Genomic DNA, 12,061 nt, shown 5'->3' on the forward strand with positions numbered 1-12,061 from the left:
CTAGAATGGATGGAAATGATGGTGCGACAGCGTAGGGACCCGTCCGTGCTGGTCGGGCTGATGGTGCTTGCCCTGGTGGTGCCGCCGGGTGGAGCCTGGGGACAGACCTCGGATGTGCCCACCCTGGCCGGACCCGCTCCCCTGGAGGTGACGCCCGCCCCCGTCGCGGTGGAGGCCGGGGTGAGCGAGCGGCCCCCCTTCCGCGTGCTGCCCGCTGTCGTGTCAGTGGTCCCCGGCCTGTTCCTGCATGGACTGGGACCGCTCGTCGCGGGGGACACCGGGACGGCGAAGCGGCTCTTCCTCCTGGAGGGCGCGGGCTTCGGGCTGCTGGCCGCGAGCGGGGTGCCCATCGCCATGTCCGGAGCGTCGCGCCGGGTCATCGGCCCGCTGTACGCGGTGGCGCTGACGGGAGCGGGCCTCATCTCCATCTCCACGCTGGCCAACCTCTACGCGGCGCTGTCACCCGCCTTCTCTCCGGGCATGGTCCCCCAGAAGCTGCCCCCGCTCGAGCTGGAGCTGGGCTACCAGTACGCGGACGACCCCGCCTTCAGCTACCGGCACTTCGTCTCGCTGGGGGCCGTGGCCCGGCTGGAGCGCGTGCGCCTGGAGGCCGGGGCCCGCCTGTCGCCGGATGACGGCAACCTGCGCGTGCGCCTGGGCGGCGCGTACCGGTTGCTGGGCGCGCCCGACGGCGAGCGGCGCGGCGCGGACGGCTCGTCGCTGGACCTGGAGCTCGGCGCGCTCGCGCACCGCTACTCCATCGAGCGCTTCACCCTGGCCGGTGGCGAGGTCTTCCTGCGGGGCCGCTACGACATGGCGCGCTTCAGCCCGCGCATGGCCGGCTCCTTCGCGGAGATGGGTGTGGGGATGACGGTGCAGCGCTACGTCTACGCGGGCCCCACGGACGACATGCTCTTCGAGCAGCTCCTCTTCTCCTTCGGCTATGGCGTGTACCTGGGGCGCGGCGGGCCCTTCCGGGGCGAGGCGATGCTCTACTACGACCACCGCAAGGACGACTTCCCGGGCGGCATCAAGGCTGGGGGCGGTGTGCCAGGGTTCGTCGGGCTGCGCGGGCGCGTGCTCCTCACCGAGCGGTGGGGCATGGCCGCGGATCTGCAGGCGGGCTCGGCCCTGGTGGGCCGGCTGTCACTCGTCTACGCGTTGGGAGGTGAGCCGTGAGGCAGGTGCGCCTGGGTATCATCGCGCTCGCGCTGGGGGCCGGAGGCTGCACCCGGCCGGCCGAGGAGCGTGCGCTGAAGGAGCAGGAGATCGGCCGGGTGCAGATCGCCGGCGTCGCCTTCACCGTGGAGGACGGGCTCGCGGTGGTGCGCCAGATGGAGCCAGGGGCGCTGACGCTGTGGGGCTCGGCGCCGGCCTTCCACGTGCGCGCGGTGGCCTCGGCTGGGGCCGCCGAGTCCTGGACGATCCGGGTGCGCAACGCCATGCCGGACGCGGAGCTCTCGGCCCTGAAGGGGGACGAGCCCCTGGAGGTGGAGTCCCTGCCCGGACCCCTGCCCACGGAGAAGGTGTGGCGGGTGCGCGTGCCCGCGGGCTCGGAGGTCCGGCTCACGGTGGCGCCTCCGATGTGGGATCAGCCGATGCCCTTCCGCTTCGTGGCGCTGGCGGACGTGCAGGAGGCCCTGCCGCGCGTGGGCGACATCTACAGGCGCATCAACGCGGACCCCTCGCTGCGCTTCATCTTCTTCTCGGGGGACCTGACGCAGCGGGGCACCGTGGAGCAACTGGAGGAGTTCCAGTCCCGCCTCCAGGAGTCGCGCATTCCCCTTTTCGCCACGCTGGGCAACCACGAGCTCATCACCCCCGACCCGCGCTACCACGAGTACTTCGGACGCGGGAACCTGCACTTCACCTTCCATGGCGCGCACTTCACGATGATCGACTCGGGCAACGGAACGTTGGATCCGAAGGCCGAGGAGTTCCTGGACGGGTGGTTGGAGGCGGGGCGCGACGCGGTGCACATCCTGGGCACGCACATCCCGCTGGTGGACCCCATCGGCGTGCGCAACGGCGCCTTCGCCAGCCGCAACGAGGCCGCGTCCCTGCTGGGCAAGCTGACGCGCGCCAACCTGGACCTCACGCTCTACGGCCACGTGCACTCGTACTACTCGTTCTCCAACGCGGGGATTCCGGCCTTCATCTCAGGGGGCGGCGGGGCCATCCCCGAACAGTTCGACGGTATCGGGCGGCACTTCCTGTCCGTGGAGGTGGACCCGGCCTCGGGCATTCGCAACGTGTCCCTGGTGCGCGTGGACTGACCGGAAATGTAGGGTCCTACGCCCACATGTGGGGGGTCATCCGGGCCCCTCGCCGCTGGCGGGCGGGAACCTGAACGCGGCGCGAGGCCGATAAATCGGCTCCGGAGCGGACCCCCTTGAATTGGCACTGAACATCTGTGCACATGGGGGCCCCACGTTGCCCGGCACCACGCCGCACGTTGGAGGGGAGGCCCAGGCCCATGTTCGACGCGACCGAAAACGATCCCATCTCGCCCGCCATGCGGGCGCTGCTCGAGGTGTTCTCCACGGAGCTGTCCGAGGTGAAGTTCCCGGACGTGGACGCGGAGGTGTTGGACGAGGCGGCGGAGCGGGTGAGGGCGCAGGCCGAGGCGGTGGCGAAGGCGCAGGCGGCGCTGGAGGCGGCGCGCCAGGCGCTGGCCGAGAGCCAGGAGGCGCTGCTGCAGAAGGGCCAGCGGGCGCTGTCGTACGCGCGGGTGTTCGCCGAGGAGGACGCGGCGCTGAGCACGAAGCTGGAGGCCATCAGCCTGCCGAGGCCGGCGCGCAAGGTGGTGCGTCCGGACGGGACGGTGACCGCCGAGGCTCCCGCGCAGAGCGACGAGTCCGCGCCGAAGCGCCGGGGCCGTCCGCCGAAGTCCCGCCCGAGCGCTCCGCTGTTCGCCGACGGCAGCTCGCCTGAGGCCGTCGTCGCCGCGGAGGCCGCCGAGGCGCCCGTGGCCGCCCGCCCCGCGGCGGCTTGAGCCCCAGGCATCCGGTTGCAGTGGCTCCGTCCGGCCTGGAACTCCTCGGGGGCTCCGGGCCGGCTTTATTTTTGATGGGCGCGCGGGAACTCACATAAGAGGAGTCGCTTGCTGGCCTCGCGAGGAGGAGAGAACCCGGATGCTCGGTGAGCTGAAGCTGGAGGAGGTCGGGCCGAGCCCCCGGCTTTCGTTCTCGTTCGGACCACGCCTGAACCTGCTGACTGGCGACAATGGGTTGGGAAAGACCTTCGTGCTCGACCTGGCGTGGTGGGCGCTGACCCATAACGTCGACCCGGTGCCCGCGTTGCCCAGACCTGGCCGGAAGGGGTGGGTATCCGCTTCGATCGTGACGGAGATGGGGCACAAGCTCGAGTTCTCGAGCGCCGTTCGCTGGGACAGGCGCATGCGGGACAGCGACGAGGATGGCGAGCTGTTGTCGGTTCCGAACTCCGGGTTGACGCTCTACGCGCGCATCGATGGGGGATTCCGGGTCTGGGACCCGATGCGGAACAGCCAGGGACGCGTGCATTACGAGGCGGGCGGCCCGAAGTCCTACGACTTTTCTCACGATGCGCTCTGGGATGGGTTGGTGGAGGGAGGGCAGGTCCTGTGCAATGGGCTCATCCGGGATTGGGTCTACTGGCAGTTGAGGAACTCGGAGTCCTTCGAGCGCTTGCGCAAGGTGTTGGCGGTGCTCTCGCCGGATGCCAGGGAGCCGTTGAGACCCGGTGAGCCCACCCGCATGGGGCTCACGGACGCCCGGGAGATTCCAACGCTGGAGATGCCGTATGGCATCGTCCCTCTCACCCATGCATCCGCCGGAATCCGGCGCATCGTCGGTCTTGCGTATCTGCTCGTCTGGGCCTGGGAGGAGCACCTGCGGGCCGCCGAGTTGCTCGGGGAGAAGACCGCCAGTCACATCGTGTTCCTCATCGACGAGGTGGAGGCCCACCTTCATCCCCGTTGGCAGCGGCTCATCCTTCCCTCGGTGCTGGCCGTGGTCCGCGAGCTCCGCCCGGACGTGAAGGTCCAGGTGATCGCCGTCACCCATGCGCCCCTGGTCCTCGCCTCGGTGGAGCCCTTGTTCGACCCGGCCCAGGACGCCCTCTTCATGTTCGACCTCGTGGGCCATGAGGTGAAGGTCTCCAAGGCGGACTGGCGGCCTCGTGGCGATGCCAACGCGTGGCTCACCTCCGAGGTCTTCGACCTCAAGGAGCCCCGCTCCAAGGAGGCCGAGGAGGCCATCACCCGCGCCAGGGCCGCGCTCAAGGACCCCCACCTCCCCATCGACGAGGTGAAGCGGATCCACAACGACCTGTACCGACTCCTCAAGGATACGGACCCGTTCTGGCCACGCTGGCTCGCGCGTGCCGAGGCCGCGGGGATCGATCCTTGATTCACGTCGAGCCCCAACCCGAGCCCCCGGACTTCGACGCCAAGGTGCGTCAGCCGGGCCACGCCGACCTGGCCTCACTGGCGGGCGAGCTGAGGCCTCTCTGGCGTCACTGCGCCATGCAGCTCTGGGAGGCCTACAAGGGCGTCTGTGCCTACTCCTCCCTCCACATCCCTCGTGGCACGGGGGCGCTCTCCGTCGACCATCTGCTTCCCAAGTCGAAGCGGCGGGAACTGGCCTATGAGTGGTCCAACTACCGGCTTGCCTGCGTCCGGATGAACGCGCGCAAGAACGACCTCGAGGATGTGCTGGACCCCTTCGAGGTGCGGGACGGCTGGTTCGCGCTCGAACTCTCCACGCTCGAGGTCATCCCAGGAGATGGGCTGCCCGAGCAACTGCGTGCACAGGTCCAGAAGACCATCGACCGGCTGGACCTGAACGATGACGAGTTCGTCCGGGCCCGGGAGGCCTATTTCCTGGCCTGGAAGGAGGGCGAGATGCGGTTCCGCTATCTTCTCAAGCACTGCCCCTTCCTGGCGAAGGAGCTGCTCCGCCAGGGCCTCGTCCAGGACGAGGGGTGACGAAAAATCACCGCCCGGAGGCACGTCTTCTCCCGGAGCCCCCTCCGTCGGAAGAACGTACCCCCGGGCGATGGAGCCGCCCCCCGCGGACAGTTCAGGGGGCGGCGTATCAACGTCGTGTTCTGGTGACGGCTACCGCTCCGGGTAGGCCGTCCAGCCCTTGGTCCAATCCTCGGTGCCGATGGCGCCGACGAACCGGGCGTTGGTGTCGAAGAAGCCCTTGCTCTCCGGAGCCGCGGCGTAGTCCGAGACGAGCGCCGGCGACCCGGCCTGCGGCTTGAAGTCCGGCTTGAGCAGGTCGAGCGCTCCGGCCAGCTTCGGATCATTGTTGAGGAGGGCGCGGTTGGCGGTTCCCGCCAGGGCCGACTCGTCGTACTTCGTCTTGTCCGGATCCGTCACGTTGCCGCTGGCGTCCTTCACCACCTGCGGCGCGTGCGGGACGGTGTCGCTCACGTTCTTGTTGTCCCAGTACAGGATGTTCTGGAGGGACAGCGTGTCGGTGGTGCCGCTCATGCGCGCGACGGTGGTCGTGCCGTCGATGTCCACCGCGATGTCCGTGAAGTGGGCGACGATGATGTTGCGCAGCGTGCCGGCGGTGCCGTTCTTCAGGTGCATTCCGCCCTGGAGCTTGCCCGCCTTGCCCGGCTCCTGGTTGGAGCCGATGAGCGTCGCGTTCCAGATCTCCGGCATGGAGACCGGGGTGGCCGTGCCCGGGCCGTTCGGGCTGTTGTCACCCTCGAAGGCGAAGTTACCCACGTCCGGGTTCTGCTGGACGATGAGGTACTGCACCTTGCCCCGGTAGCCGATGTCCCAGTCCAGGCCGTCGTCGTCCGGCTGGGTGATGACGATGTGCTTGAGGTTGGCGGTGCCGCCGAACATCTCCACGCCGTCATCCGCGCCCTTGTGGACCTGGATGTAGTCGAGCTCCGTCTTGTTGCCGCAGCCGCCCACCGTCAGGCCGTTGAGCTCGTTGTTCGCGGTGAGCTTGAAGCCGGCGAACTCGATGCGCACGTACTTCAGCTTGCCGCAGTCGTGCGCCTCGTCGGTGCCGCCGTAGTTGATGCCCGGCTGGGTGGCGGGGAAGCCCTCGATGAGGGTCGTGCCACCCTGCACGTTGATGGGCGCCTTGCCCAGCAGCACCACGCCGCCCCAGTTGCCCGGCTCCCGCGCGCCCTCCGCCTTGGTGCTGGTGAAGACGATGGGCTTCTCCTGGGTGCCCACCGCGTCGATGCGGCCGCCCGTGGTGACCACCAGCGAGCTGAGTCCCTCACCCTCGATCCGGGTACCCGCCTCGATCTTCAGCGTGCCGCTCTCCACGAAGACGTGGCTCTTGAGGACATAGACGTTCTCGGCCTTCCACGTGGTGTCGGTGGTGATCTTCTCGGTCACCTCGATGCGCTGGCCCGTCGGCTTCTCGTCCGGCTTGGGCTTCTCCTCCTCGCCGCAGGCCAGGAGGTTGGCGGCCACCAGGCCACCAAGGAGGGAGGTCTTCCAGGACAACTTCATGGTGGGACTTCCTTTCGAAGGAAACTGCAAGGACCTACAGGCTCCAGCCGAGCGACGCGGAGAACGCCACGCCGGGCCGGTACTTCAGAACGTCGACGTCGCCCTGCCGGAACACCACGGGCTGGTTGAGGATGTTGGTGGCGGCGAGCTTTAGCTGGAGGCTGTCGCTCAGCTTCTGCCCCACCGTCAGGTCGACGCGGTGGAACGGCTGCTCGTACACGTCGGGGAGCCCCTCGATGCCGACCTCGGAGATGCGGGCGCCGACCACGTTGTAGAGCAGGGAGATCTCCGTCCCGCTCTCCGTCCGCGCGTAGCCGAGGTTGAGGTTGACCACGTAGGGGGACTGGCCCTGCAGCGGACGCTGCTGATTGGTCTGCAGGGGCGCGGAGTCTCCGAGGTCGATCTCCGAGCGGGTGAGGGTCAGGTTGGCTCCCACGCGCAGCGGCGCCAGGGTGGGCGTGAGGCGCCCGAGCGAGGTGCGAGCCTCCAGCTCCACGCCATAGCTGGTGGCGCCCGGGGCGTTGTCGAAGCTGACGTCCTGCTGGAAGGACGAGACGATGATGCGCTCGATGGGCTGCTGGAAGCGCTTGTAGAAGACGCTCGCGGCGAGCACGTCGTTCTCACCCGGGAACCACTCGGCGCGCGCGTCCAGGTTGTGGATGCGCGTCTGCACCAGCGACGGATCGCCCGACACGGAGCGGTTGCGGACGAAGTCGTAATAGAGGACGGGCGCCAGCTCGCGGAAGGTGGGGCGGGCCAGCGTGTAGCTGTAGCCGGCGCGCAGGTTGAGCTGGGGGTTGAGCGCGTAGATGACGTTGAGCGTCGGCAGGAAGTCCTTGTAGTCCTGGTTGGCTTCCTTGGACTGCGCGCGTCCGCCGAAGTCGCTGCCGCTGGTGAGCCGCTGGACGCTGGCCTCGTAGCGCAGGCCCGCCACCAGGCGCAGCGGCTCCCAGAGGGACACGTCGGCGGTGGCGTAGCCGGCGAACAGGCCGAGCGTGGCGTCATAGGCATCGTCCGACAGGGTGTTCTCCAGCACGCGGATGCCGTTGCCGATGTTGTCCGAGGCGAAGATGTCCTCCGGGCCCTGGTTCAACACGGGGAGGTTGCCCCCCACGTACTGGTAGCGGAAGCGGCGCATGTCGAGCGCGCGCATCGAGCCCTGGGCCATGCCGCCCACGCGCAGGCGCACGCCGGACAGCGGCAGGGTGGCGTTGGCGCTGCCGCCGAAGGAGCTCTCCCCGAGCTCGCTGTACCAGCGCTCGGCGCCCGGGTCGTTGTTGTACCGGGGCGTGCCCTCCTCGGTGTACCCGTAGGGCAGGCTGCGCGTGTCCGGCTCGGAGCGGTCGACGTAGGAGTAGTTGGCCTGCCAGTCGACCTCCATGTCCCCGAGCACGTTCAGCCGGTGGAAGCCGCGGAGCTGGTTGAAGGTGAGGGCGCGGCTGGTGAACTCGGAGGCGGTCTTGCTGAACTGCTGGCCCTGGGCGTCGGCGCCGGCGATGGAGCGCGCCCGGCTCTCACCCGTGCGGGTGAAGAGCGAGAAGACGGACAGCTCGAAGTCGCGGCTCGGCTGGAAGCCCGCGCTGACGAGTCCGCTGATGCTGGCGCTCTCGGTGCCCAGCACGTTGCGGGAGGTGTCCTCGATGGTGACGCCACCCCCCTGCGCGGCCTGGGTGCCCGTGACGTCCGTGAGCTGGACGCTCTCCTTGTGGCCGTAGTTCACCATGGCCAGGTAGCCCAGGCGCTTGTTGTCGAAGCGCAGCGTGTCGCCAATGGACGCGCCGATGCCCATGTTGGGAAGGGCGCGCGCGGTCTCCAGGGTCCAGATGTTGGGGAAGTCCCGGCCCACCCGGTTCACGTCCTCCACCGTCATGCCGTTCTGGCCGGGGAGCAGCGGGCCCGTGCGTGGCACGGAGTCCGGCAGCTTGCGCGTGCCATCGTCGAAGCCCAGCCAGTTCAGCCCGCCACCGTTGTAGGTGAAGCGGTTGCGGAACGTGCTCGCCGTGTCGCCCGAGAAGTTGATGCGCGGCTTGAACTCGAATTGGGACGGATAGTTGTTGGTCTCGATGAGCAGCACGCCGCCCGCGAAGGTGCCCGGCAGGTCCGCGGTGTAGCTCTTCAGGATGTTGAGGTTGGCCAGGAGGCTCGTCGGGAAGATGTCGAGCGGGACGGCCTGCTCGTCCGGCTCGGGGCTGGGGAGGATGGCGCCGTTGAGCAGCGTGGTGGAGTAGCGGCCACCCAGACCGCGCAGCAGCACGTAGCGACCGCCCACCACCGTGGCGCTCACCACGCGCTTCACCGCGTCCGAGGCGCTCGAGTCCGGCGTGCGCGCCATCTCCTGGGAGCTGATGGCGTCGGACACCGCGGCGGCCTTCTTGCGCTCCTGCAGCAGCGCGCCCTCGGCGCGGCGGTCCGCGCGGGCCTCGACCACCACTTCCTGCACGGCGCCCGCGTCGGCGCTCAGCTGCACGTCCAGCTTCGTGGCCTTGCCCTCCTCCACGATGACGCCGGTGATGCGGCGGCCCTCATAGACGTCATAGAAGACGCGCAGGTCGTACTTCCCGGGAGGCAGCGCCAGCTGGTAGTTGCCATCCACGTCGGTGAGGACGCTCTTCTGCGCGCCGGTGACGACCTTCACCGTGGCCTCGATGAGCGTCTCCTTCGTCTGGGCGTCGGAGACCTGGCCATAGACGCCGGTGAAGCCCGGAGGAGGCGTGGCGGAATCCGCCATCATCTCGTCCTCGGTGCCCATGTCCGCCGCTCCCTCTCCCTCTGGGAGAGGGCTGGGGTGAGGGTCTTCCGCGGGAGCAGGGGCCTCCACGGGAGCGGTGGGCTCAGCGGGAGCAGCGGCCTCGGTGGGAGCCGCCGCGGGGGCGGTCCCCTCGACGGGGGTCTGCGCCATCACGGGGGCGGCGAGCAGTGCGAGCGCCGCGAGCGCGGCGCGGATGGAATGGAGACGAAGAGACAACACGGGACTCCTCACCGACGGGCGCGCGAACGAAACGCGAGGCCCGTGGCAACGAAATGGATGGAATGTGAAGAGTTGGAGACCGACAGGAAGACTTCAGGTCACGGAGCCGCGGGCTCGGCGACGGCGTCCGGAACCACCGCGACGGTGATGTTTCCACCGCGTGCGAGGTCCAGCACCTCCATCGCGCTGCCGTACGGCACGTCGTTCTCCGCGTCGAAGAAGACAATCTTGTCCGGACGCGCGTTGATCATCCGCTGCAGCCGGGCCACGAGCTGGTCTCGCGGTACGTCCTCGCGGTTGATCTGCACCGCGCCGGACTTCGTGACGGTGAGCACCACGGGAGGCAGCGCTCCCGGAGGAGGAGGAGAGATCTCCGCCTGCTCGTCCGCCTTGCCCGGCACGTCCTGCCACATCTGCTTCGTCATCAACGGAGTGACGACCATGAAGATGATGAGGAGGACGAGCACCACGTCCACGAGCGGCGTCACGTTCATCGCCGGGCGGATTCCGCCCTTGCCACCACCGAGATCGAAAGCCATGGCCGCGAGCTCCTAGTTCTTCTTCAGGTCGACGACCTGCAGCGAGATGCCCGGAAAGCCGATGTCCTGCAGCGTCTTGAAGACACCGCGCACCTCGGCGTAGCGCACGGCCCGGTCGGCCTTGAGCACCACGCGCGCCTCGGGGTCCTTCTCGTGGGCGGCGCGGAGCTGCTCGACGAGCTGGGCCCGGGGCAGCTCCTTGCGATCCAGGAACAGCGCGCCCTGGGTGGTGAGGCTCACGGTGATGGGGGTGAGCGAGTTCTCCTCGCCCTTGTCCGGATTCATCACCGCGGGCAGCTCCACCGCGGCACCGGCCTCGAGCTGGGGCGTGACGACCATGAAGATGATGAGGAGGACGAGCACCACGTCCACCAGCGGCGTCACGTTCATCTCGGGCGTGAGCGGGCTACGCCGGGCGGACATCATGCCCCTCCTTGCGAGTGGCCCGCTCCACGTCCAGGGCCACCGCGCCCTCGCCGCGCACCGCCGGGGCGACGACGCCGTGCACGTCCTCCAGGTGGTCCATGAACTCCTTGCGCGCCAGGTCCAGCGACAGCAGCAGCGCGTCCGCGCGGGTGGAGAGCAGGTTGAACATCATCACCGCGGGGATGGCCACCAGCAGGCCGAGCGCCGTGACGACGAGCGCCTCGGAGATACCCGCGGACACGGCGCCCAGGCCGCCCGAGCCCGTCTTCGCGATGCCGGCGAAGGACTCGATGATGCCCACCACCGTGCCCAGCAGTCCGACGAAGGGGGCCACCGAGCCCACGGTCGCCAGCACGCTCATGCCCCGGCGCACGTCGGCGGTGACGCGCTCGTAGATGCGCTCCAGGTCGCGCCGCGTGAGCTCCACCGCGCCCAGCTTGCCTTGCGGCGCCGCCTTCTTGGCCAGGTACGTCTTCACTCCACCGCCCAGCAGCTTCGCCAGGCTGCTCCCCTTGGCGGCCGTGGCCTCGGAGACGAACTGCTCGTGCTGCTGCGACTCCAGCATCCGGCCGGCGCGCGAGGCGAACTTCCGGTCCGCCGCCTTCGAGCGGAAGACGAAGAGGAGCCGCTCGAAGAAGACGATCAGCGACGCCAACGCGAAGGCGATCAGCGTGTAGGCGATGCACCGGGCGAAGAAGCCCATGTGCGCGTAGATTTCCAACAGGTTGAAGTTCATCTCGGGGGGCTCCGGGACGGTGGGAGAGGCGGTACGACGCGGGACTGCACTACTTGAGACGGAACGGGACCTTCACGATGCGGAACACGGCGGTGGGCTGGCCCTCGACGAGCGCGGGCTCGTAGCGCCACGTCTTCACCGCGGCGACGGCGGCGCTGACGAAGGGCTCCTCGCCGCGCATCACCTTGACGGCGCCCACGCGGCCATCCACCTCGACGACGACCTTGAGGATGACAAGGCCCTCCTGCCCCTTGGCGCGCATGTCGGCGGGGAAGTCGGGCAGGACGTTGGAAGCCAGCTCCTTGGGAGGCGTGGCGGCCTCGGGGAGGTTGATGGGGGCGGTGCGGCGGATGCCACCGGCCACGCCCGGGCTGTCCACTCCCGTGACGATGGCGCCCGCCACCAGCTGGCCCGTACCGCCCACGGCGATGGGGGCCGCGGCCACGGCGTTGGCGGCATCGGCCTCGGGCGGCTTCTCCACCGGAATCTCCTTGGGTGCCACCATGGCCGCGGGCGCGGCGACGGTGGGGGCCGGAGGAGGCGGCTTCGCCTTGGGCTTGGGCGGCGGGGGAGGGGGCGGAGGCGGCGGCTTCACCTCGACCACCGGGGCGGGCGGAGGCGGCGGACGGAACACCACGTCCACCCGCTTCTCCTTGATGACCTCCTTCACCTGACTGCCCACCACCACCGCCGTGACGCCGATCAGCGCGCAGACGCCGAGGGAGGCCACGGTGGAGATCGCGAACCTGCGGGCCGTCTGGACATCGGTGGCGCTGTCGAAGGTCTCGAACATGACCCCCGCCGTATAGCGAGGCCATGTTTCGGTCATGTCCAGCCCCCGCAACACTTCATCACGCGGCGTGTCACCGTTTCCTCGCGGCTCCCTGACGGATGTGTCACGAGGTGACGGCCGGTGA

General features: G+C 69.1%; 11 protein-coding genes. 5 read left to right on the forward strand and 6 right to left on the reverse strand.

Going from position 1 to position 12,061, the window contains the following annotated elements; genetic code table 11:
• Window positions 1-18: 18 nt before the first annotated feature.
• The 5 genes from NR810_RS49235 to NR810_RS49255 all read left to right on the forward strand — a co-directional run bounded on the left by NR810_RS49235 (window position 19) and on the right by NR810_RS49255 (window position 4,969).
• Window positions 19-1,179 (forward strand): hypothetical protein, encoded by a 1,161-nt coding sequence (locus NR810_RS49235; protein WP_257462969.1) that lies wholly within the window; start codon window positions 19-21, stop codon window positions 1,177-1,179.
• Entirely contained in the window at window positions 1,176-2,276 is a 1,101-nt protein-coding gene (locus NR810_RS49240) for a metallophosphoesterase family protein (protein ID WP_257462970.1), read from the forward strand. The genes NR810_RS49235 and NR810_RS49240 overlap by 4 nt, the downstream gene beginning before the upstream one ends.
• 200 nt (window positions 2,277-2,476) lie before the next feature.
• Window positions 2,477-2,995, forward strand: a complete 519-nt coding sequence (locus tag NR810_RS49245) for a hypothetical protein (protein ID WP_257462972.1) — start codon at window positions 2,477-2,479, stop codon at window positions 2,993-2,995.
• A 139-nt stretch (window positions 2,996-3,134) separates the two neighbouring features.
• On the forward strand, window positions 3,135-4,391 hold the full coding sequence (locus NR810_RS49250; protein WP_257462974.1) for an AAA family ATPase: 1,257 nt from the start codon (window positions 3,135-3,137) through the stop codon (window positions 4,389-4,391).
• A complete protein-coding gene (locus tag NR810_RS49255) occupies window positions 4,388-4,969 on the forward strand; it encodes an HNH endonuclease family protein (RefSeq protein ID WP_257462982.1) in 582 nt (193 codons plus the stop codon). The genes NR810_RS49250 and NR810_RS49255 overlap by 4 nt, the downstream gene beginning before the upstream one ends.
• 132 nt (window positions 4,970-5,101) lie before the next feature.
• Here the strand turns inward: NR810_RS49255 and NR810_RS49260 are convergent, their stop codons facing one another.
• From NR810_RS49260 to NR810_RS49285, 6 genes are all read right to left on the reverse strand, one after another.
• Complete coding sequence (locus NR810_RS49260) at window positions 5,102-6,475, reverse strand: hypothetical protein (RefSeq protein WP_257462983.1); 1,374 nt, start codon at window positions 6,473-6,475, stop codon at window positions 5,102-5,104.
• Between the two features lie 34 nt (window positions 6,476-6,509).
• Window positions 6,510-9,443, reverse strand: coding sequence for a TonB-dependent receptor (locus NR810_RS49265; RefSeq protein WP_326522558.1), 2,934 nt, complete (start codon window positions 9,441-9,443; stop codon window positions 6,510-6,512).
• Between the two features lie 98 nt (window positions 9,444-9,541).
• On the reverse strand, window positions 9,542-9,982 hold the full coding sequence (locus tag NR810_RS49270; RefSeq protein WP_257462984.1) for an ExbD/TolR family protein: 441 nt from the start codon (window positions 9,980-9,982) through the stop codon (window positions 9,542-9,544).
• Window positions 9,983-9,994: 12 nt separating this feature from the next.
• Window positions 9,995-10,405: an ExbD/TolR family protein gene (locus tag NR810_RS49275; RefSeq protein WP_257462985.1), complete on the reverse strand. Its 411-nt coding sequence runs from the start codon at window positions 10,403-10,405 to the stop codon at window positions 9,995-9,997.
• On the reverse strand, window positions 10,389-11,144 hold the full coding sequence (locus NR810_RS49280) for a MotA/TolQ/ExbB proton channel family protein (protein ID WP_257462986.1): 756 nt from the start codon (window positions 11,142-11,144) through the stop codon (window positions 10,389-10,391). The genes NR810_RS49275 and NR810_RS49280 overlap by 17 nt, the downstream gene beginning before the upstream one ends.
• Before the next feature lie 49 nt (window positions 11,145-11,193).
• On the reverse strand, window positions 11,194-11,937 hold the full coding sequence (locus NR810_RS49285) for an energy transducer TonB (protein ID WP_257463036.1): 744 nt from the start codon (window positions 11,935-11,937) through the stop codon (window positions 11,194-11,196).
• Window positions 11,938-12,061: the final 124 nt, after the last annotated feature.

Source organism: Archangium lipolyticum, assembly GCF_024623785.1.
Lineage (GTDB): Bacteria > Myxococcota > Myxococcia > Myxococcales > Myxococcaceae > Archangium > Archangium lipolyticum.

Coding starts and splice junctions, on each gene's coding strand:
- NR810_RS49250 (WP_257462974.1), top strand. CDS start 3,135: ATGCTCGGTGAGCTGAAGCTGGAGGAGGTCGGGCCGAGCCCCCGGCTT.
- NR810_RS49260 (WP_257462983.1), bottom strand. CDS start 6,475: ATGAAGTTGTCCTGGAAGACCTCCCTCCTTGGTGGCCTGGTGGCCGCC.
- NR810_RS49275 (WP_257462985.1), bottom strand. CDS start 10,405: ATGTCCGCCCGGCGTAGCCCGCTCACGCCCGAGATGAACGTGACGCCG.
- NR810_RS49280 (WP_257462986.1), bottom strand. CDS start 11,144: ATGAACTTCAACCTGTTGGAAATCTACGCGCACATGGGCTTCTTCGCC.
- NR810_RS49270 (WP_257462984.1), bottom strand. CDS start 9,982: ATGGCTTTCGATCTCGGTGGTGGCAAGGGCGGAATCCGCCCGGCGATG.
- NR810_RS49285 (WP_257463036.1), bottom strand. CDS start 11,937: ATGTTCGAGACCTTCGACAGCGCCACCGATGTCCAGACGGCCCGCAGG.
- NR810_RS49235 (WP_257462969.1), top strand. CDS start 19: ATGGTGCGACAGCGTAGGGACCCGTCCGTGCTGGTCGGGCTGATGGTG.
- NR810_RS49245 (WP_257462972.1), top strand. CDS start 2,477: ATGTTCGACGCGACCGAAAACGATCCCATCTCGCCCGCCATGCGGGCG.